The organism is Desulfogranum japonicum DSM 18378 (genome assembly GCF_000429945.1).
GTDB lineage: Bacteria > Desulfobacterota > Desulfobulbia > Desulfobulbales > Desulfobulbaceae > Desulfogranum > Desulfogranum japonicum.
The window spans coordinates 1-20,971 of the sequence record NZ_AUCV01000021.1 but is presented as its reverse complement, the minus strand read 5'-3'; the positions used below and the strand labels follow the sequence as shown (position 1 = coordinate 20,971).

The following is a 20,971-nucleotide window of genomic DNA, read 5'->3' as shown; positions in this document are numbered from 1 at the left end:
TACAATAACTTATTAACCTCAAAGGAAAATGCCTATGGTGTGGAGCGCAATTAAATCATCGTTGGAGGCGTCTCTACCAAAGAGTGAATTCAACCTCTGGATCAAACCGCTGGAGTGCCAGTTTGTTAATGACCAGAATCTCGACTTGATTGGACCAGATCGTTTTTTTTGTGCCTGGGTTGAGGACCGCTATTTACAACTAATCCAGGATATAGCCCAAAAAATGGGCGTAAAAGGTGGTATACGTCTGCAAGCCGGGCCTCAGAAGCCGTTGCAGGTAGCTCCGCCACATCCTTCAGGTCAATTACGATTGCCTGGCATTGAGGATGTCCAATCTCGTTATCGATCACTGCATCCAGCGTTTACTTTTGATGAGTTCATGGTAGGGGAATCCAACATGTTGGCCCAGTCAGCGTGTCATGCATTGGCTGTGGGTGATCGTACGTACGGAAATTGCCTGTTTATGAACAGTTCAACCGGGTTGGGTAAAAGCCACCTTACCCAGGCTGTGGTTCATAAAATTCTTGATGTTGCACCGGGCACAAAGCTGCAATACCTGACAGCTCAACAATTTTCAGCGGATATGGTGCAAAATCTGAAAAACAATACAATGGATTTGTTTTCCAGAAAGTATCTCAATTCCTGCGAGATCCTGTTGGTAGAGGATATCCATACTTTGATCGGAAAAAATAAAACGCAGGAGGAACTGAATACTATTCTGGATTACCTGATTAAGTCCGGGCAGCGGGTGATTTTGACATCTGCGTTGTCGCCTAAGAAACTTAAAGGGTTGGATGAGGACTTCCGTAGCAGGATGACCTCGGGGCTGGTCACTGATATTGAATCTCCTGATTTTGATACCCGTGCTCGTATCATTGAGCATAAGGTGAATGTCAACAATTTGAAGATGAGCAAAAAGCTGATCGAGCATCTTGCTGATAAACTGAAAGGTGACATCCGGAAGATCGAGAGTGCTATCCTTGGTATCAAAGCCAAGTCCTGTGTGCGTAAAAAAGCGCCGGATGCCGCTTTGATCAATGAAGTTCTCGGGTCTTTGGTAGAAAATTCCGCGGATATCAACGCTGAAACTATTCGAGACCTCATCGGCAGGCAGTTTAAGGTAACCACAGAAGAGTTGAGGTCACGTTCACGTAAACGTGCCATCACCTATCCCCGTCAGATAGGTATGTATCTGACCAGGAAATATACAAAGGAGTCCTTGGCCGATATCGGCAATATGTATAATCGGGATCACTCCACTGTACTATACGCGATAAAAGTGATTACACGAGACATGTCGCAGAAAAGCGGAACCAAGCAGCAGGTGGAAATGCTGTGTGAAAAATTGAAATCATAAGGATTCTCGTTTTTCTGCCAATGACTAAAAAAATCCTGCATGGCTTTAATGCCATGCAGGATTTTTTTATTGCTGCTCCGCAACTGTTCACAAAGCACCTGATCTTTCCGCGATCAGCCTGGTTTACGTATGACTTTATATGCCGCACCAGATTGCTTGTAAAAAAAACAGGATGGTGTGTATCTGGTTGTAAACGTGTTTTTTTTGAGGTTGTTCGCTTTCCCCTAAGCAGTTACGGCGATCCATAACAAGGAGTACCTTCACCACTGGGTTGATAACCTATCGGAAACTCTTCGTTTAAAAGTAGACTGCTTTGAGTTCCGGAGCCTGATCTGTTTGTCGGCGAACGCAGCGCTCAGCCATGGCGGCTCCTTCTTTGATCATGTCATTTAGGCCAATCCCCTTCCAGCCAAAACCGCAGATATGCAGGTGAGGAAAAGTTGCGTGTAGTTCTTCACGCCAATGAAATAACGTGGTGGCATTCTCTTCAAGTTGAGGGATAGCTGCCGTGGAGCGCAAGACATGGGAATATACCGGCTGGGCAGGGAGATCCATGAGGCTGGAAAGATCCTCATAGGCACGGCTGACCAGTTCTTCATCGGTGAGCTGCAGTCGTTCCGGGTGTCTTCTTCCTCCCACCAGAGCCTCCACCAACTGCATTCCCTCTGGTGCTCTCCCTGGAAACATGTGAGAGGAAAACAACGCTCCCAGAAGAAAGCGGTTTTCCTGCTCAGGAGCCAGATATCCAAAGCCAAAGGGAATGTGTGCATCTGCGTTAAAACCAAGCAATACCGAGGCTATCGCAGCCTCAGGGACTTGGGTGGATGGGGGAGTGGGAATGTTCGGACATTGCTGGAGAAGTGGCAGGCAGGCATTGATGGGCAAGGCGACAAGTAAGTCCGTGCAGGTATAGGTAGTATCTGCAGTTTCTACTATCCATCTATCATCCTGAAAAACTATGGAGACGGCTTCAGAGTTATAATGAAGAGTTACCTGTGGATTCCTGGCCAGTGCCTCAGACAGGGCGATGGGGAGCTGGCCCATGCCTCCTGCAAAGCTTGTCATGGAAGGCAGGCCTTTTTTCCCCTGTTTTTTGGTATTATTTTTTTTTGCTTTAAAAAGTTTATGGAGAATACCACGGATAACTGAGCCTGCTTGTTGTTCAAGCTGTCTGACCCCCGGCATGACAGCATCGATCTTCAGCCGTTGGATGTCTCCCGCATAGGTGCCGGTAAATACGGCGTCGGCAAAGGGGAGGAGATGTTTGCCAAACCGGTATTCAATCCACTGCGCGACTGTTGGTTCCCCCTGTAAGGGTGTTTTCCACAGATCTGCCAGTACACGGAGTTTTGCTGATACAGGTATCAGTGGCTGGCCAAGTATTTTCAACGGTTTCTGGGGTATGCATTGCAATTTGCCCTGAAGGCAGACGTAACGGACAAATTTGTTTAAAGGCGCAAGTTCTTTTTGGGTTTCCAGGCCTGCCCACTGAATGAGCTCTTTACTCTCTTTGCAGTTGTCCAGAAAACCGTGGGGGCCCCATTCTGCCAGGTAACCATCTTGTTTGTAACTTTGTATGGCTCCCCCGGAGGTCGCATTTTTCTCCAGAAGGGTAATGCGTATTTCAGGGTGGTGATGACAGAGAAACGTTGCGGCGCTGAGACCGGAGATGCCTCCACCAAGGATACAGATATCGGAATGCGTACTCATAATGGGATCTCAAAATCAAAATAACAGTCGTGGAATGACTGCATATACATGGGCTTGACAGCAAACGTATCGTGCTTACCATGTTGGCCGAATAATTGAAAGGGCCTTGTTCGCTCTGTTTTCCCATCTGATGAGTTTTGGAGAATAATACAAATCGTAACTGTTCACAGTGCACCTGATCTTTCCGCTATCAGTCTGGTTTAGGTATGACCCAATACGCTGCACCAGCCTGCTTGCGAAAACCTCAGGATCCCTGTTATCTCTTGCAACTACTGGAGACGTATGAGCTTTTCGTCTCCCCGTGAGTAGTTACGAATAATTTTTACGAACTCCATGGTGGGAGCAGTGTTGCATGTATGGAGCATAGAAGCCCTATGAGAGGAGACACCCGGTATTGCTGGGCGTAGCAATCAAAAAAAGGAAATCTTTTGAGGTAAAATCCCATGACAGACGTACAGGCTGAGACAAAACAATTTCAGGCCGAGACACGAAGAGTTCTGGATATTGTCATTAACTCACTTTATACGGAACGGGATATTTTTGTTCGAGAACTTGTCTCCAATGCCGCAGATGCGTTGGAAAAATTCAGGCACCAGAATCTGGTGGAAAAAGTCGATTTTGATGCGCATGTTCCACTGGAGATCAATATTGACTGCGATGATACAAAACATACACTGACCATCACAGATACCGGTATCGGCATGACCCGGGAGGAGCTGGAAACAAACCTGGGAACCATTGCGCACTCGGGTTCTGGTAAGTATTTCGAAGAATTGGCTGAGGCTGTGAAAAAGGATGTTAACCTGATTGGTCAGTTCGGCGTTGGTTTCTATTCCGCATTTATGGCAGCCACCAAGGTTACTGTGCAGACTCGTTCTTATGATGGCAGTGAAGGGCATGAGTGGGTATCTGACGGAAATGGCAGTTATACGATCAGTCCTTGCCCCGGATTACACCGTGGAACCAAAATTATCATGGAGCTCAAAGAGGATGCGCACACCTATGGGCAGAAATTCACCATAGAGCGCATCATCGAGCAATATTCCACATTTGTGCCTTTTCCGATTAAGGTTGAAGGAAAAACCGTCAACACTGTTCAGGCCATCTGGACCCGATCTAAAAACGAGATTACAGAAGAAGAGTATAACGAGTTTTATAAATTTGTCGGTAATGCAGGCGATGAGCCCATGTATCGGCTGCACTTCTCCGCTGACGCTCCACTGGCAATTAATGCGCTGGTGTATGTGCCCAAGGAAAATTTTGAGATGTTTGGCATGGGACGTATGGACCCTGGTGTGAATCTGTATTGCCAGAAAGTTCTCATTGACCAGCATAGCGAAAACATTTTGCCTGAATGGCTTCGTTTCATGAAAGGTGTGGTTGACTCGGAAGATCTGCCGCTCAATATTTCGCGCCAGTCGTTGCAGGATAATGCCCTGGTTATGAAACTGCGTAAGGTGTTGACCAAACGCTTTATTAAATTCCTGAATGAAGAAGCCATCAGGGATGAGGAGAAATATCAGCAGTTTTGGAAGACCTTTGGTATATTCATCAAGGAAGGAGTGACTTCTGATTTTGAATATCGTAAAGATCTCGGGAAATTGTTGCGCTTTGAATCTTCAGCCAGTGAGCCGGGAGAAATGATCTCTCTGGATAAATACCTGGGGCGTATGAAAGATGGGCAGGAGAAAATCTATTTTATCAATGGAACCAGTCGCAGTGCTGTGGAAGCAAGCCCCTATGTGGAAATGTTCAAGAAACGGGGCATTGAGATTTTCTATACCCTGGAACCCATTGATGACTTTGTACTCAACCATCTGGGAGAGTATGAGGAGAAAAAGCTGGTTTCAGCAGACGCGGCAGATATCAGCCTGCCTGAAAATGCACAGGAATCGGCAGATGACAAGGAAGCAGAGACTGTTGACGCTCTGCCCAAGGATCAAGTAACAGCGCTTTGCAGTTGGATCAAAGAGCGTCTTGCCGGTAAGGTGCAGGATGTAAAAGTGTCGACCCGTCTGGTAGACAGTCCTGCAATGATCGTAAATGTGGACGGGTACATGACATCTTCCATGGAGCGGGTCATGCAGGCCTCCGGTCAGGATAATCCTCTTTCCATGGGATCAAAAAAGGACCTGGAAATCAATGCTTCCAGCCCATTAATTAAAAAACTTGCCCAGCTGCGGGAAAGCGATACAGATTTTGCAGGCGAAGTAGTCGAGCAGGTATATACCAATGCTCTTATTCAGGCCGGCCTGATGGTTGATCCCATGGAACTGGTCAGCCGTAACTATCGTATCCTTGAACGTGCTGTTGGCACAAATGAGTAAACTGACAATTTCAGAAAGAGTTGAGCTTTCAGCTACTGGTATGGAGTTTTTCCGTTCGATATCCGGTGAGCAGTCTGTACGCAATATGTAGCTGTGACGCATACATGATGAGCTTTAAAGAGAAAAAATTGCCAGATACTGCCGTTCAAGGCGGCTGGCAATGACTCTTTGGTTGAAAAAAGGTTGTGTTCACGATATAGGAACACAACCTTTTTTCTTGTTATAGGAACAAGACACTCTCAAAGAGTACCCTTCCGAAATGGGCATTTCAGGATGGACGCTCAATAATACGTGCGTATCTACATAAACCGGGACAAATTCGAGCTCATTGTAACCGGTGGAGGCATTCCCAATGCGCTATATATTTTCGATACTGTTTCTTTGCCTGTTACTTACAGGATGTAATGCCAAACAGGTTCGCCATCTGGCTTCTGATGCAGCACTGATAAAACCGGGAGTCTCAACAAAAAACGATGTACGCCGTTTTCTTGGCGAACCCAATGGACACCGGACAGTTTCCCCGGGTGTTATTGAGTATGTTTATTATGAGGAGGTCCCCGGTTTGTTGGGCCATACACCTGTGATAGGATCATGGGTAGATGCTGAAGGCTATGAAATGATAGTTATTTTAATGAACAATGATGTGGTGACATCCTGTGAGTTCAGAACATTCAGTGAGAAAGATCGTGAATGGCTTGAGGATTTCACCTGGGAAGACGTCAAGTGAGCAGCTCTGACACCTATGATATATATAGACAAAGGATGGTCGATGAGCAGATCATTCCAAGGGGGATAACTGACACCCGTGTACTGGATGCCATGGCAACCGTCCCACGCCATCTTTTTGTCGAGGATGCCATGGCAGCAAATGCCTATGGTGATTTTCCGCTGCCCATTGGCAGTGGCCAGACAATATCTCAGCCCTATATTGTTGCCCTGATGACCCAGGCTCTGCAATTGAAAGGCGATGAACGGGTATTGGAGATTGGCACCGGATCAGGGTACCAGGCAGCGGTTCTCTCCAGAATTTGTGAAAAAGTGTATACGGTCGAGCGTATTGACGGCCTGTTGGGAAAAGCTCGAAGGATATTTGATAAACTGCGATATCACAACATCATCTCTCGTATTGATGACGGCACCACAGGTTGGGAAGATGAAGCTCCCTTTGATGCAATTATTGTTACAGCAGGTGGACCATATATCCCACAGCCCCTTCTCGACCAGCTGGCAGATCCCGGGAGAATGATTATTCCCGTCGGTGAACATGGATATCAGGAGCTGAAACTTGTGGTCAAGGAAGACGGGGAGGTAAAAACCTTTACCGTTGAATATGTTCGGTTTGTTGATTTGATCGGCACCCATGGGTGGTAATACAGTGGAACAGAGTCAAGAACAATATGGGCTGTTGCAACGAATATACCTTCGCTGTATGGCGTGGATTCAAACACCTGCCGGAGTATGGGTTCTGTTTTTCATTGCCGTTGCAGAATCTTCCTTTTTCCCCATACCGCCCGATGTATTTTTAATCGCCCTTTGTATTGGAGCACCAAAAAAATCGTTCAAATATGCCGCCCTTTGTTCGTTGGGATCGGTTCTTGGTGGTGCCCTGGGGTATGCTCTTGGCTGGGGATTTATGGATACTTTGGGAACCCCCATTCTGGAGATGTACCATCTGCAGGAAAAGTATGTGGTTGTGCAGGATGCTTTTCGCCGATACGATGCCTGGGCTGTTGGTATGGCTGCTTTTACACCCATCCCCTATAAACTGTTTACCATCACCGCTGGAGCCTTTAAAACCAATTTCGTGACCTTTATGGTGGTTTCTCTGGTGGCTCGTTCTGCACGGTTTTGTCTGGTTGCGGGCCTTATTTATTTTTTTGGAGCCAAGGTTCAGTATTTCATCAACAAATATTTCAATATCCTCACTGTAGTGTTCATGGTGTTGCTGATCGGTGGATTTGTGCTCCTGAAATATCTCCTCTGAGCAATTACCCTTTTGCGTGTGTTCTCTTTTGTCGTAAAATAAAAACTACTTGCAGCCTTGGGCAATTATTGCCAGGGTACAGGAGAGACAAAGGAGCAACAGAAACGGATTATTCTATGGCATTTCTTAACAGCGATAAACTTATCGATCTGTTGGTTGAGCAAAAATTGCTCAGCGATGAACAGCGACAGTTTATTATTCTTAACAAAGGACGACAAAAACAAACTCTGCTGCGTCAGCTGAGCATCAGAAAACAGGATAATGATCAGAGAGATAAAGAATATCCCGATTTGCTGGATATTATCACTTCTCTGAACTTGGAAATCCCCGGAAGTAATGCTGTTGTGCTAAGTGAGGAGCACATTATTCGGGCGATTGCTAAAAAATTCCGTATTCCTTTCAAAAAACTCGATCCTTTGGAATTGGATATGGAGATTGTCACAAAGACTATCCCCAGATCCTTTGCCATCAGTCACCTGATATTACCATTTGGCCTGCGGAACGGCGTGTTGGAGGTTGTCACCTGTAACCCGGACAAGCACACCGTATTGGCAGATATTGAGCGGGCCAATCAAGTTAAGATACGGGCGTATCTTTCCACCCGTTCAGATATAAAAAAAATCCTGGGCGAATTTTTTGGTTTCCAGCACTCCATCAGTGCGGCGGAAAACCAGTTTTCAGGTACCGGCACGGCATCCACCGTAGATATCGGTAACCTTGAGCAGTATGTCCGACTGGCTTCCAATAAGGAACTGGCATCCACAGACCAGCACATCAAAGCTGCGGTCAATCACCTGTTCAGCTATGCTCTGGATCAGCGAGCCAGTGATATCCATGTGGAGCCGAAAAGGGAATCTTGTGTTGTCCGCTTTCGTATTGATGGGGTCTTGCATACGATTTACAAGCTTCCTAAAGCCGTGCATTCTGCCATTACCTCCCGTATAAAATCTCTTGCTCGGATGGATATTGCCGAGAAGCGTCGCCCTCAGGACGGGCGTATTAAAATCGGACGAAGGGAGGAGGGCAGGGAAGCTGAAATTCGTGTTTCTACCGTTCCTGTGGCATTCGGCGAAAAAACTGTCATGCGTATTCTGAACCCGGATGTGGTGTTTCAGGATCTTGACCAGTTGGGATTTTCCCGTCGTGATCGCGTTGTGTATGATAACTTCATGACCAGTCCCCATGGTATTGTTCTGGTAACAGGTCCCACCGGTAGTGGTAAGTCCACCACCCTGTATTCGACGTTGAAAAAGATCGCCACACCTGAAAAGAATATCATTACGGTTGAAGATCCTGTGGAGATGGTCCACGAGGAATTCAACCAGATAGCGGTGCAAACCCAGATTGATGTTTCTTTTTCCTCTATTTTGCGGAATATCCTTCGGCAGGATCCGGATATAATAATGATTGGTGAGATTCGAGATCTGGAAACAGCAACCTATGCTGTTCAGGCAGCTCTCACCGGACACCTGGTATTTTCAACCCTTCACACCAATGATGCGGTTGCAAGTATTGTTCGTCTGCAGGATCTGGGGCTTGAGCCGTTTTTGATTTCTTCCACCATGCTTGGTGCTCTCGCGCAACGACTGGTTCGTAAGATTTGTCCTGAATGTGCAGAGACCTACGAGGTTGAGGCCGCCGAGTTGTTGAAAATGGGATTTCCCGTACATGACAGGGAATCGGTCCAGCTCAGACGAGGAGCAGGCTGCTTGAATTGTCGAAATACTGGCTATTCAGGGCGTATGGGAATTTTTGAAATATTTCCAATGTCTGAGCAGTTAAAGAAGATGGTCTCTGCAGCCTCTCCGGTGGAAGAACTGCGACAGGTCGCTGCCCGTGAGGGTATGGCCACTTTGCGAGAGGATGCCTGGCGAAAGGTACAGGCAGGTTTGACCACTGTTGAAGAAGCCATCAGGGTAACTAGAGAGGTTGATTGAGTTTCTTTAGACCATTATTTTAGATGGACTGGTAGTTTTCAGGGAATCTGCTTGAAGTAATTCGGAATTTGTGGTAGAAGCACTCTCTTTCCGTTAAGGAGTGTTGGGATATGGCACAGAAGATAGTAGCAAAAAATAAAAAAGCTTTTCACGATTACCATATAGACCAGACCTTTGAGGCTGGCATGGTGCTCAACGGGCCGGAGGTAAAATCTCTTCGGGCTGGGAAGGTGAACCTGCGCGATGGCTATGCCCAGGTGAAGGATGGTGAGGTCTTTCTGTATAATGTACATATTTCGCCATACTCTTTTGCCACCCATGTGAGTCCTGATCCGCTCAGGGTGCGTAAATTGTTGTTGAATCGGCAGGAAATTCGAAAACTCATCGGAAAATTGCACGAGAAAGGCATTGCGCTTATACCACTTAAGATTTACTTTATAGAAAATGGTAAGGCAAAAGTGGAATTGGGCCTTGCCCGCGGTAAAAAACTCTATGATAAACGGGCTGCTCTAAAAGAAAAGCAGACCAACCGCGAAATTGAGCGCGATATGCGCAACAAGATGTAACCACAACTATCATAAACACATACTACAGAATGGGGGCGAAACGGATTCGACGGGGATATTGAAGCTTAGTGTTGCATGTCGAGTTTCTGTCAGCTCGTAAAAATGACGGAACTTAAATATAATCGCAGACGATTATAATTACGCACTGGCAGCTTAATCTGCTGTGCCGTTCCACCAGCCCTTGTCTATGGGGCTGGAATCGGAGCGTCGACTCTATAGGCTGGTCCGCTGCGCACGCCTGAGGCGCACTGGATAAGATCTTTTCAGGCTGGCATCCGATTATCCCGGTTCCGGGTGAGACCCGGATGCGAGACTTAATCCCGGAACTAAGCATGTAGAGACATAAGGGGAGAATTTCCGGACGCGGGTTCGACTCCCGCCGCCTCCACCATATTAAAGTCCAGAGAGATCTGGCAACATACTTAACCCTGAGAGCTGAAAAGGCTTTCAGGGTTTTTTGTTTCCAGTAGTGTCCAGTTTGATCTGTTGACATACCGTCATTTAAGGCGGTATATTGGACGGTATTTGATAAATAGGCAATAGGAGATACCGTCATGAAGCTCACAGATACCGCAATTCGCAATGCCAAACCACAACAGAAGCAGTACAAATTGACAGATGGTCGTGGCTTGTATCTGCTTGTCACAAAAACAGGGAAGTATTTCCGATGGGATTATAGGTTTGGCGGAAAACGAAAGACCTTTGCCTATGGTGTCTATCCAGATGTGACACTTAAAGAGGTGAGGGAGTGGCATACTGATTACAAGCGAATATTGGCGAAGGGTATTGATCCAAACGAATATAAGAATCAAGAGAAGCGTAAGCAAAAAGCATTAACAGAAAATATGTTTGAGGTGGTTGCAAGGGAGTGGTATTCGAAACAAGTACCAACTTGGACTGCAAAGCATGCGGAAACAGTAAAAGGCAGGTTGGAAAACAAGGTCCTCCCATGGATAGGGAACAAAGAAATAGCTTCAGTTGATGCTCCCATGCTATTGAAGGTATTGAGGAGAATTGAAAATGGTGGTGCAATTGAAACTGCCCATCGTGTTAAGCAGATTTGTGGACAAGTATTTAGGTATGCCATTGCAACAGGTCGTGCAGATCGTGATCCGAGTGCAGATTTGAAAGGTGCTCTGACACCAGTCAAACCGAAAGCCATGGCGACAATCACCGATCCCAAAAAGATTGGTTGCTTAATGAGGGCAATTGACGGATATCATGGCAATCTTGTTACAAGATGTGCTTTGAAACTAGCTCCTCTTACATTTGTTCGACCTGGCGAGTTAAGGCATGCGGAGTGGGAAGAGATTGATGTTGAAGGCGGTATATGGAAAATTCCTGAGTCTAAGATGAAAATGAATCGACCGCATATTGTACCATTGTCTCGTCAATCTCTTGAAATAATAGAAGAGATTAGACCACTCACAGGTGAAGGGAAATATGTTTTTCCCAGCCTGAGAAGCAGAAGTAAACCGATGAGTAATAATACAGTTAATGCAGCTCTGCGAGGCATGGGATATAGCAAGGACCAGATTACAGGACATGGCTTTCGAGGGATGGCTTCAACCCTTTTGTATGAAAATGCATGGCTTGGAGACGCTATCGAGCTTCAACTTGCTCACGCTGAGGGAAATAGTGTAAAGGCGGCATACAATTATGCACAACATCTCGAAAAGAGGAAAGATATGATGCAGTGGTGGGCAGATTACCTTGATGAATTAAGAGAGGATGTGGAGAAGTAAATATGTTTCAACATAAGAAGAATGGTTCTTGGATAAAGCCAAAATACGTTCCTGCAGATGCATTGGTAAGGTACTGGTGTGGTGATGAAGGGTCATGTTTGGAACTCTTGAAGTCAGAGCTTTTTCAGGCGTGCAAAGATGGTCATGTGGAATACCGTATGAAAGAGCACAAACTTAATTACGCTGTAGAAATCTTATTTGCAGAGGATAATTTGTACATTCATATTGAATCCTTTGAAAAGTGGGCAGCTGGTGACAGCGGTGAAAAAAACGAAGTTAAAGTTGAAAAAGAAGAGTTGGATTATGATCAGACCATTGAAATTGAAGAAGAGGCTTTAGCTGAGAAGCATAGAGCATTTCAAAAATTAATCAGCCAACCTTTATCTGAAGAAGATAAGATAGAGTTCGGCCTAATGAGTGCTACAGTAAAACAAACTAAAGAAATAGCTGTTGAGGAAGGTTCATTCACTCCAGAAACATATGAATATGTTATTGCAACCTTAGACAGATGCCTGATGGGCGAGTTTAGAGATAAAGAATTTAAAACAGATGCTTCATTGCGCCAATTTATAAATGATATTTATGGTGACTTAAATGGGATATCCGTATCGAACTTGAATCATGTGATTGCTGCCGCAAGAAAAAGATTGAAAAGGACACATGACCCCAAAGAAAATGAATCAGAAATTCTCAAAAAATATCACTTGTAAGACTCAAGTTCCGCTCTAGACCTTCCTACCAATAGAGTGCTTTCCCTTCTCCTTAGTCCTTTCCCTTCCAGAAAAATCCATTAATGCAATTTGCAATTGCAATTGCAACGTTTCCTGTAAATGCATGGGGTATAGTTCCCCCCATACTCAGTTACAAAACTTTCAAAAAATGGAGGTGATTAGAATGTAATTGGCAATCAATCAGAAAGGAGGAAAACAATGCAAACGAAAAAAGGAGGATATAATTTAAGAATACTTCGGATGGATCAGGTTCTAGAAAGAGTTGGTTTGGGCAAATCTACTATTTATGAGCGCATTAAAGAAGGGACCTTCCCTAGACAAATTAAACTTGGCCAGAGAGCTGTGGGGTGGCTAGAGCATGAAGTTGACGCATGGCTACTGAGTTGTATTGAAAACAGTGGCTTTGTAGAAGGAAGGCTTTTTAGTCATACTATTTATGAGCAGGATGGCAAAACTATCCTTACCAGAGGGGAAGGGAGGAAGGCATGGGAGAGCTGATAAAGAAAAGCAGTGGTTGTCGTTTGGAATCAATGAATTTCAGGCAGCTTGACCCAAAAACTCCAGATGGTCTTCGTGCTCTAAAATCACTGATTTGGTGGGAGAACAATCCTGATTATGTGCCTAACGCTCATTTGAGCGACAGGGTGGAGACAGATTTCCTTAATTACTCTTGGAAGTGTGAAGATCCTTTCTTTGGTAAAAAAATTGATGAACTTCTGGAGCTAATACCATTCAAGGGTAACAGTAAGATTGAGGAAAAGAGAAAACATATCGAGGGAATTGTAACATTTCTTTATCTGAAATCTCTCACAAGCGCAAAATGGGTTGGGTACTGGAGAAAGAAAACTGCGTATTCAATACCTAGAGGAAGTGAGTGCAAGAGAAGTAGGTATGAAACTGTTACAAATTACTCATATAATTATACAATTACCACTGTGGATTATTTGCATGAAAACGGATATATCGACATGGAGCTTGGTGAATGGGGTAGAGGGCGTGGTAATGGCAATATTTCAAGGATGAGAGCGACCAGAAAGTTATCTTCATTATTTGAGGGTGTGGATATAAAAACTATATACCCTGCATCAGAAAGTATAATTCTGCGAACCAATGATGAAATTACGGGCAAAAAGAAGAAAATTGAATATGTAGATGATAATTATACTAAAAGTGCACGTACAAATGTGAAGCTGATTAATGAAGTTTTGCGACAACATTCATACAGTTTGTACCTTCCAGATTCGGTTCCAAAAGGGACGATTGATTTTCTAAGAAGGAAGGCGCCATTTCTTGATATAACGGATACGTTTTTATGTAGAAAGTTTGTGGATGATTTTGAAAGTGGTGGCAGATTCTATGGTGGATTCTGGCAGAATTTACCCAATAGAATTATCCCTTTCAGAAGCAGAATAAGGATTGATGGTGAGCCTGCAACCGAAATAGACTATTCAAGTTATCATGTTGCCATGGCTTACAATATCTTTGAAAAAATACCGACTCCTGTAGGTGAGTTGTATTATATCCCTGGTTTCAGTAATGATGATAACTGTCGGAAATTTGCCAAACAGACGTTACTGCGCACTTTTAACGTGGCGTCACGTGGAGAGTTGAGAAACTCAATTGCAGGAGACATTATTAAAGGGGAACTAAAACTTCCTTCAGAGGTCTGGACTGTTAAGTCATATAAATCATATAATAGCAATGACATATATATGGTAGATGGATTGGGTTATTTCGAATTTGATGATGCCATTGATCGAGTTCTTTCCCATCATCCAAAACTTGCAGGCACAATGTTTAATCAGATTGGCAGAAAGCTGCAGTTTCTTGACTCTCAACTGGCAGAAAAGATATTACTCATATTCGCAAAGGAAGGGAAACCCTGTCTCCCACTTCATGACAGTTTTGTGGTTAAACGATCAGATCGTTCTTTTTTGAAGCATGTCATGATAACAGAGTATGAAAAAATGTTTGGTTTTCCAATAGAAGTGGATGTTGAGTTCTAATTACCTAGTTTAACATTGTTTATTAAAAAGTTCCCATAGAGTGGGGAGAAGGGGGGGAGGAGGAAGGATTAAAATAACTATCATAATGCAGAAATTGTCAAATTTTTGAGCATTATCAGGTGCCTGCTAGTGAGTCACCATGGCAGATGCCCAGAGAATATACTTGTTGTTGCAGCTTGTAATTACTCGTTATCTTTTCAATTTTTTGGGGAATAAAACAAATAGTGTGTGATGATTGTATTTATTCCAAACCCCCTTCTTCCCTATTCCCACTTTATGGGAACTTTTTCCTATCTCGCTACTTTAAATTACTTTCCATTTTTAAAGGACTTAACACTGATAGTGTTGGATTGATGTAGGTTGCATTTTTGGGGGAATAATTTGGTGATTACTTCAGATAGAAAGGTCATTGCTGCAAGCAAAAGCAACAAAATAATTTTCACATTGGAATCATTGTAGCTATGAAGTGTTTACCCTTTATGGTAGGATAAGGTAATGGTATAAAATATCGTAACTTATTGATAATAAAGAGATTGATTTAGATATGCAGTTGAACGATTCAGATATTCGTAAGTCTCTAATTCAGAAACTAGGTAGTCAGGCCAAAAAGCCAAAAGCCATTGTTGAGGAATTAAGGGTTCATAATGGAAATGCCATCGCTGATGTAGTCGCAATTTATGACAATGCACATTGTTACGAGATAAAAGGTGATGGAGATAAAATTGAAAGGGCTGTAGAGCAGGGAGAGTTTTTCAATCAGGTATTCTGGAAGATATCTTTAGTTACCACCTCTAAGCATGTTGAAAAAGCTCTATCCATTTTGCCACATTTTTGGGGAATTATGGAGGCGCAAGAGATTGATGGTACCGTTCGTATTGCTTACGTTCGAAAATCGGTTCCAAATAGTAACTTTGACAAAAAGAAAGCTCTGTTAACTCTTTGGAAGAGTGAGATGCTCAATCTAGTTGCACCTCAACAAAGGAAAAAACATATTTGGACGAGAGACTCTCTTTCTACTCAAATCTCGCAAGCTAAAAGAAAGGTTCAAATAAGTAGAGAGATTAGTTCTTTATTGACGGAGAGGTGTCAAAAGCGCTGCTTATGACCATCCTTTCATCATGTAGGTGATATGTGAATTAAGTGTGGGTTTTACAATACTTGCTGGTGTAACCTTTGGACCTAGAGATTTGCTTTTCTCTTTGAAAAATTTGCCACCTTCACTGTATCCTGGTCCTCGAAAAAAAGGTTGAGCTTCGAGGTATCCAGATAAGTCATAGTATTGATCATCGCCTCTTGGGTGGGTTGCGAGAGCCCCACCTCTTAGGATGAAATGGTTATCATCATATGCATAGATGATCTTTGGTGCGGTTACATTCCTCATTGCCTCAGGTATGATATCTATCTCACTGAAATCTGGTGATACGCTACCATAGTCTCCTAAATATAAATCAAAATCACTGCTTAGTAGTTGCACATTTCTATAAATTGCAAGCTCTTGTCTCTCTACAGTGGTAGTAGAAATTGGTGGCAAAAGGTCAGCAATAGATGGAGGGATTGAAGATCCTGCAACTATTACACGTCTAACATTGTAATCCTTTGCAAAGTTAACCGTAAAATCGATAATGTTGTTTGCAGCCTCTGCAGTATCTGTATTTAGACAAACCCGACAATCTAATATCAGGTCAATCTGATCAAATTGTGGAATTACGGTTCCTAACTCATTGATAAGGTCAAGTTGGGTTAAATGGTAATTTTGAAAGTGCTCACTTGTCAATCGTATCGCAAGAACATCTGATTCGATGTCTCCACTTGATTTTAAGTTGAAAACACTTTGGTTGTGATCTGGGTGTCTATCTGTGGAAACAACAGGGATGACTGGTAGATCTTTTAAGGTTTCGAGTATATATTGGTAGTTATTGATGCCATCAATCACCATATCGGAATCAATATTGTAATTGTCAAAATAAAAGAAAGGCGTCTTATTTAGGTTGATCTCAATCTTTCTTTTTATTTTTGGCATTTTATCTTTAAGCCAATCAGAATCAGCTTCCTTGTTGAACTGTAACTCAAGGAATGGAGTCAACTCTTCCTTTATAGTCATTTCAAGTGTTTTAATTGCACCAAACTCACCTGTTTTCGTTTTTAAAAACGGAATGTAATTATTCATCACCAAACACCATCTCCCTAACGTCAATTTGGTCTGTTATTTTCCTGAATAATTGGTAGGCATTCTTTTCTCGCTGGAGTAGGCCAGCTATCAAAGCAGGGTGAACTTCGCATTCTTGTGCAAATTCAATAATGTCCTGCTCGTCATTGGTGTATTTTGCCTTGCAATTCCTCCATTTCCATTTATCAGCTATGGCATCTTTGGCGACCTTATTGGCTTGTAGTTCCAGGATGTCTGTATTTTCCTCATCCATGTCATCAAATATAGGAGTGTTTAGGTGGCCAAAGTGTAGTGCAATGTGGGCAAGTTCATGTAGTAATGTGAACCAGAAGTAGTCTAGCCTTTTATATCTAAAACTTAGTCCAATAACAGGTTGATTATTTGCAATTTTGAATACAACACCATCCAATTTCATTGCAGGCAGAGATCTCTCATAGATAAGCACAATTCCAATTTGAGCTAATATATTTGGTAACTCTAAAATTACCTCAGGATTTGGGCTTAACCTTACAATTTCTCTGAGATATTGAATGTTAATACCATCAAAAGGTGAAATATCTTGTGTGGTTATTGCTAGTTGTGCATTTGTTAATATCCTTGTTTGCCATATTGCGCATAAAGCATTGTTGCTTGTGTTGGCTTTTCTGCAAAGACCCTTAAGGTTGTTTTGCTGAATATTGTTAAATAGAGAGATTAAAGAGTAGTTAATATTATCCTTTTCAATCCATCCCCTTTTGATTAATTCATTTTCTGGAGCCTCTGCAAGAATACTTTTATAAAGTCTGTAATTATCGAGATATGTTTTGGGATCGAAATTCTCTCCTGCAGGACGATTTACTTCAAAGTCTTCATGTAAATCAGTATCTTTGATTTTTGCTGGGCTCATATGCTTTCCTCCAAACGATCTTGTTTTGAGGGAGGCATTTCATAATATTTGAGTAGATCTTTATCCCTGTCAGGAACATTGATCATGCCAATGTTCTCGTAATATGTTGTTGCTTGCGGCAAAGAATGAAGGGAAAACCGTCTGGTTAGATTTAGTTTTTCACAAGCGAAATCACAGACACTCGATAAGAGTATGCTTCCTAATCCTTTAAATATGCGATCTTTGATGCCTGTATTACGATTCCAAGGGGCAACTGCAAGGTACTCTATGTAAAAAATATCATTTGGGCTGAGAGCACTATCTTTAGGATGATAAGTTAAACATGCAGCCTGTGGCTTATCATCAATTATAAGGAAAAACCAGTTGTACTCATCGGTACTGTATCGACAAGATTTTGCAAACCAATCCCAATGAGAATCTTGTTTGTGTAAATTAGTTATTATTGTATATCGTTCCTCATCATCAACTTGCATTTGCTCTATGGCTTCAAGCAATTCAAGGTTATAGGCTCCCCATAGTACATCAATTTCATTAGCTGTTATTATGTCCCAGCCATGTGAGATTATGTAAGTTTTTTCTTCACCATCTAGAGAATGGATCTGACCTGAAGTGATGTTGTTAATAGACTTATCAACTGGAAATTTACCATCGTTGACCAGTTTTCGTAATTCCTCTAATGTCATGGTATGTTCATCCAAAAGAGCGCAGTTATATTGTCAAATTCAACTCTCTCTATATATTTATAATACCTTATGGGGCTAATTTTATTAGCTTAGTCCAAGCCATCTTAACACAAAACCATGAATTAGAGTAGGTTCATTGGGCCAAAGGTACAATATATTAATGGTTTAGTGTCACAATGTGACACGATGGCGTGTGTACAGAATTTTCTGGTTTAGAGGGAATGATTCTTATATAAATGAATTAAATTTTGTTTTCAGCAATCTAAGATATTGAAAATACAGTGTATATTACTTCTTTATTGAGATGTAAGTATGGCGTCAGATTGTTCCTATATGGGGCTGGCTTAGAAGCCCCCCCTTCACAGAGGCGCCTAGTGCTCAGGTCTAATTAGAGTTTAAAATATTTTGATAAACAAGGTCATGTGATTCTTTAGCCTAGCCGAGATAGCCAAGATTAATGTTGCAGTAACTGGAAATTATAGTGTAGTTGCGTGTTACGATTCGATATCAATCAATCTCTGTTTTGATAGTTGATCCAAAGGCTCTGGCCAAATAAGCCCTCTTGTTTTCATGAGTTCAAATGTGTTGGACAGTAGTGAAACAGGAACAGAGCCTTGGGTAGCATCTGTCAATGTTGAAACAAGTTTATCAGCTAATAATTTTAGTTCTTTTAATTCGATTACAAAGAAATTATTTGGTGGATTTGCTTTACTTGTTGCACTGCTTAAAGGGCCAATAAATACGGGTATTATCTCCTCAGCTTCTGTGTTGTTTTTGACCCATTCTACATGATCACTCAACTGGCCGACCTCAGTCTTTTTATAATTTGATGAGTCTTTTTTATCTGTTTTGACTTCGATACAAAACGCTGGTAAGTCGGGGGAAGTCCAGAGTACATCAGGACCAGTGCCAAATTCATTATCAGGTCTTGTTGACTCCATACCCAAATATTGGCCTAATGCTCTTATAGACTCCTCTGTTTGAAAGGAAGAACCATTTCCATTGAGATGAGTAAGATCCTGGTGAATTGTTCGGGGTAACGAGATTATACCATTTTTATCGACTTTAATTTGATTTACTGCCTCTGTAACTTGTGGAGGTATTTCAGAAGTTGTTTCCTGTTTTATTGTTGAAGGAAATGTAGGTATATTTCTATGACTAGCATGGGCTCTAGTATAGTATTCAGTAGAAGTTTCTTTGTCTCCTAGTAGCTCAAAAGCCAGTCCTGCCCAGAAACAGTGCCATGCTCCTGTATTTGTACTTACCTCAAAGGCAACTTCAAGTGTTGATAAAATGGTTTTTGCCGCATTTTCATACTGACGATCCCACAATTCATATCCGAATTTAGATTCTGTCTCAGCTAAAAGCGTAAGACTTGCAGTGTCGATATCATGTTCAATTGGTTCCTCATTGGACATGAACTCACTATATGCACTCAGCCAACCTTCCTCTCTGTTCAGACATTGATTGATAGCATCATCAAACTCATCAACATTTTCAATTGTAAGCGAAACTTGATAACCAAGCTCCACCTGTTTTTGTAGGAAATCTGGTAAGGTGGCCTTGTTCTTTGGGATTAATATCCAGTCGCTAAGACGTTTACCTGTAATTATTACAACCCCATGGTCACTCATTCCTCGTGAGATTCTACCAAAACTTTGTACTATTCTTGATGCTATACTAGTCCTCATAGAATTAGATAAATCCAGGTGTTCCCACATGAATCTTTCTAATAGCCCCATGCCTGTTGGGAGGTCGTCAATCACCATCAAGCGGCAAGTATCTCCAGGTAGATCAACACCATCATATCTAGCAGCAAGAAGTAGTTTTGAGTTCCCTGTGTCAACTTTAAAGCTGTTTACCGCAGTTGTGACGTTATTGGTATCGGGAGGGATGGCAATATCAGACCAGCTGTTTGATCGTTGGTAAGATGGTACAAGAATTAGGGCTTTACGAGGGTTAATAAGTGTTTTGGTAAGAACAATGTCTTCTACATCTCTTACAGCTTTTGAAGGAAATAAGATCTGCCTTTCACATTCTCCTGCAGTTGTTGAGGGTGCTATGACTTGATCAGGAACTTTGCCAAATGTTCTTGCAAATGCATCTGGAGCTGAAAGAGTTGCAGATAAATAAATCCTTCTAATTTCACTTTTAAAGTATGGCAAGGATGCTGTTGGAACAAAGGCTGGAGTAATTGATATTTGGTTGCCAGAAATTAGTATGCAACACAAGTCGATTCGATCACGAATAAACTCCCATGAGAATTTTGTTTCAATTGAATCTGATAGCCTTGCTTCATTTAAGATACGTGTCAGTTCAGACTGTTGCTTTCTGATTTCAAATGGAGGTATTAAGAAAATATGTTTGCAAGAAGAGTCACTTAATTCTCCATAACTGCCTTCTTTTCCAATTTTTATATGATAATCATAGAATAGATTGGCTATTTCTATATAAAGGTCTGAGAAACTGTTTCTGGATATTTGAGTGGTAAAATGGTCTCGGAGTAGATGCTCAGCTGCATGTGCATCATCAAAGATCACAGCCTGAGTTATGATCGAAAGTGGTGTTTGAGGAAGACATAAAAAATAAATGACGTATCCTGTTGGGACCAATCCGCCAAGAACAATTCCAACACAAAAAGGATACGTCATGAACAAGAATAAAATTATTAGCCTGAAAAAGCCTGGAGAGTTTTCCGAGGATCCACTGACCGAGTTGTTGCGACATGGTGCTCGACAACTTATTGCTGACGCTGTCGAAGCTGAACTTCAGGATCTTCTGCAGCAGTATGCAGATGTGAAAAATGACCGGGGGCATAGGCAAGTGGTACGCAATGGTTATTTGCCTGAAAGAGAAATCCAAACGGGAATCG

Annotated in this window: 17 protein-coding genes, 1 other RNA gene and 1 pseudogene; 14 read left to right on the top strand and 5 right to left on the bottom strand. The window is 42.5% G+C overall.

Features of this window, described 5'->3' with window-relative positions:
- The first annotated feature begins 34 nt into the window (after positions 1-34).
- Positions 35-1,357: a chromosomal replication initiator protein DnaA gene (gene dnaA / locus G493_RS0111055; protein WP_028580436.1), complete on the top strand. Its 1,323-nt coding sequence runs from the start codon at positions 35-37 to the stop codon at positions 1,355-1,357.
- A 297-nt stretch (positions 1,358-1,654) separates the two neighbouring features.
- On the opposite strand, the gene hemG is transcribed toward dnaA, so the two are convergent.
- A complete protein-coding gene (hemG, locus tag G493_RS0111045; RefSeq protein WP_028580434.1) occupies positions 1,655-3,067 on the bottom strand; it encodes a protoporphyrinogen oxidase in 1,413 nt (470 codons plus the stop codon).
- 443 nt (positions 3,068-3,510) lie between these two features.
- Between hemG and htpG the strand changes: the two genes are divergently transcribed.
- The 12 genes from htpG (at position 3,511) to G493_RS0110990 (ending at position 15,468) form a co-directional block, all read left to right on the top strand.
- Positions 3,511-5,394 (top strand): molecular chaperone HtpG, encoded by a 1,884-nt coding sequence (htpG, locus tag G493_RS0111040; RefSeq protein WP_028580433.1) that lies wholly within the window; start codon positions 3,511-3,513, stop codon positions 5,392-5,394.
- A 352-nt stretch (positions 5,395-5,746) separates the two neighbouring features.
- Positions 5,747-6,121, top strand: coding sequence for a hypothetical protein (locus tag G493_RS0111035; protein WP_028580432.1), 375 nt, complete (start codon positions 5,747-5,749; stop codon positions 6,119-6,121).
- A gap of 35 nt (positions 6,122-6,156) precedes the next feature.
- Positions 6,157-6,765 (top strand): protein-L-isoaspartate(D-aspartate) O-methyltransferase, encoded by a 609-nt coding sequence (locus G493_RS0111030; RefSeq protein ID WP_051309247.1) that lies wholly within the window; start codon positions 6,157-6,159, stop codon positions 6,763-6,765.
- Between the two features lie 4 nt (positions 6,766-6,769).
- Positions 6,770-7,378 carry a YqaA family protein gene (locus G493_RS0111025; RefSeq protein ID WP_232363746.1) on the top strand — a complete coding sequence of 203 codons (609 nt, stop codon included), beginning with the start codon at positions 6,770-6,772 and terminating at the stop codon, positions 7,376-7,378.
- Between the two features lie 116 nt (positions 7,379-7,494).
- The gene (locus G493_RS0111020; protein WP_028580429.1) at positions 7,495-9,315 is read left to right on the top strand and encodes a GspE/PulE family protein; all 1,821 of its coding nucleotides are present in this window, start codon (positions 7,495-7,497) and stop codon (positions 9,313-9,315) included.
- Between the two features lie 110 nt (positions 9,316-9,425).
- Complete coding sequence (gene smpB, locus G493_RS0111015; protein ID WP_028580428.1) at positions 9,426-9,881, top strand: SsrA-binding protein SmpB; 456 nt, start codon at positions 9,426-9,428, stop codon at positions 9,879-9,881.
- Between the two features lie 31 nt (positions 9,882-9,912).
- Positions 9,913-10,272: a transfer-messenger RNA gene (gene ssrA, locus G493_RS32995) on the top strand.
- Positions 10,273-10,435: 163 nt separating this feature from the next.
- Positions 10,436-11,626, top strand: a complete 1,191-nt coding sequence (locus G493_RS0111010; RefSeq protein ID WP_028580427.1) for a tyrosine-type recombinase/integrase — start codon at positions 10,436-10,438, stop codon at positions 11,624-11,626.
- Between the two features lie 2 nt (positions 11,627-11,628).
- Positions 11,629-12,336 carry a hypothetical protein gene (locus G493_RS0111005; RefSeq protein ID WP_028580426.1) on the top strand — a complete coding sequence of 236 codons (708 nt, stop codon included), beginning with the start codon at positions 11,629-11,631 and terminating at the stop codon, positions 12,334-12,336.
- Positions 12,337-12,555: 219 nt separating this feature from the next.
- Complete coding sequence (locus G493_RS32990) at positions 12,556-12,855, top strand: helix-turn-helix transcriptional regulator (RefSeq protein WP_084813532.1); 300 nt, start codon at positions 12,556-12,558, stop codon at positions 12,853-12,855.
- Positions 12,843-14,363 (top strand): hypothetical protein, encoded by a 1,521-nt coding sequence (locus tag G493_RS0110995; protein WP_028580425.1) that lies wholly within the window; start codon positions 12,843-12,845, stop codon positions 14,361-14,363. Before G493_RS32990 ends, G493_RS0110995 begins: the two co-directional genes overlap by 13 nt.
- A 544-nt stretch (positions 14,364-14,907) precedes the next feature.
- Positions 14,908-15,468: a sce7726 family protein gene (locus G493_RS0110990; RefSeq protein ID WP_028580424.1), complete on the top strand. Its 561-nt coding sequence runs from the start codon at positions 14,908-14,910 to the stop codon at positions 15,466-15,468.
- Here G493_RS0110990 and G493_RS0110985 read toward each other — a convergent pair.
- From G493_RS0110985 to G493_RS28865, 4 genes are all read right to left on the bottom strand, one after another.
- On the bottom strand, positions 15,463-16,530 hold the full coding sequence (locus tag G493_RS0110985; RefSeq protein WP_028580423.1) for a beta family protein: 1,068 nt from the start codon (positions 16,528-16,530) through the stop codon (positions 15,463-15,465). The genes G493_RS0110990 and G493_RS0110985 overlap by 6 nt on opposite strands.
- Positions 16,523-17,416: an ImmA/IrrE family metallo-endopeptidase gene (locus tag G493_RS0110980; RefSeq protein ID WP_028580422.1), complete on the bottom strand. Its 894-nt coding sequence runs from the start codon at positions 17,414-17,416 to the stop codon at positions 16,523-16,525. Before G493_RS0110980 ends, G493_RS0110985 begins: the two co-directional genes overlap by 8 nt.
- A complete protein-coding gene (locus G493_RS0110975) occupies positions 17,413-18,099 on the bottom strand; it encodes a GNAT family N-acetyltransferase (protein WP_035274230.1) in 687 nt (228 codons plus the stop codon). The genes G493_RS0110980 and G493_RS0110975 overlap by 4 nt, the downstream gene beginning before the upstream one ends.
- A gap of 494 nt (positions 18,100-18,593) precedes the next feature.
- Positions 18,594-20,639 carry a helicase C-terminal domain-containing protein gene (locus tag G493_RS28865; protein ID WP_153306483.1) on the bottom strand — a complete coding sequence of 682 codons (2,046 nt, stop codon included), beginning with the start codon at positions 20,637-20,639 and terminating at the stop codon, positions 18,594-18,596.
- A 109-nt stretch (positions 20,640-20,748) separates the two neighbouring features.
- On the opposite strand from G493_RS28865, the pseudogene G493_RS0110965 reads away from it, so the two are divergent.
- Positions 20,749-20,971 (top strand): annotated as a pseudogene (locus G493_RS0110965) (IS256 family transposase); the annotation flags it as partial.

Excerpts from the sequence above, each read along its gene's own strand:
- dnaA (WP_028580436.1), top strand. The coding sequence starts at position 35 with ATGGTGTGGAGCGCAATTAAATCATCGTTGGAGGCGTCTCTACCAAAG.
- hemG (WP_028580434.1), bottom strand. The coding sequence starts at position 3,067 with ATGAGTACGCATTCCGATATCTGTATCCTTGGTGGAGGCATCTCCGGT.
- htpG (WP_028580433.1), top strand. The coding sequence starts at position 3,511 with ATGACAGACGTACAGGCTGAGACAAAACAATTTCAGGCCGAGACACGA.
- G493_RS0111035 (WP_028580432.1), top strand. The coding sequence starts at position 5,747 with ATGCGCTATATATTTTCGATACTGTTTCTTTGCCTGTTACTTACAGGA.
- G493_RS0111030 (WP_051309247.1), top strand. The coding sequence starts at position 6,157 with ATGGTCGATGAGCAGATCATTCCAAGGGGGATAACTGACACCCGTGTA.
- G493_RS0111020 (WP_028580429.1), top strand. The coding sequence starts at position 7,495 with ATGGCATTTCTTAACAGCGATAAACTTATCGATCTGTTGGTTGAGCAA.
- smpB (WP_028580428.1), top strand. The coding sequence starts at position 9,426 with ATGGCACAGAAGATAGTAGCAAAAAATAAAAAAGCTTTTCACGATTAC.
- G493_RS0111010 (WP_028580427.1), top strand. The coding sequence starts at position 10,436 with ATGAAGCTCACAGATACCGCAATTCGCAATGCCAAACCACAACAGAAG.
- G493_RS0111005 (WP_028580426.1), top strand. The coding sequence starts at position 11,629 with ATGTTTCAACATAAGAAGAATGGTTCTTGGATAAAGCCAAAATACGTT.
- G493_RS32990 (WP_084813532.1), top strand. The coding sequence starts at position 12,556 with ATGCAAACGAAAAAAGGAGGATATAATTTAAGAATACTTCGGATGGAT.
- G493_RS0110995 (WP_028580425.1), top strand. The coding sequence starts at position 12,843 with ATGGGAGAGCTGATAAAGAAAAGCAGTGGTTGTCGTTTGGAATCAATG.
- G493_RS0110990 (WP_028580424.1), top strand. The coding sequence starts at position 14,908 with ATGCAGTTGAACGATTCAGATATTCGTAAGTCTCTAATTCAGAAACTA.
- G493_RS0110985 (WP_028580423.1), bottom strand. The coding sequence starts at position 16,530 with ATGAATAATTACATTCCGTTTTTAAAAACGAAAACAGGTGAGTTTGGT.
- G493_RS0110980 (WP_028580422.1), bottom strand. The coding sequence starts at position 17,416 with ATGAGCCCAGCAAAAATCAAAGATACTGATTTACATGAAGACTTTGAA.
- G493_RS0110975 (WP_035274230.1), bottom strand. The coding sequence starts at position 18,099 with ATGACATTAGAGGAATTACGAAAACTGGTCAACGATGGTAAATTTCCA.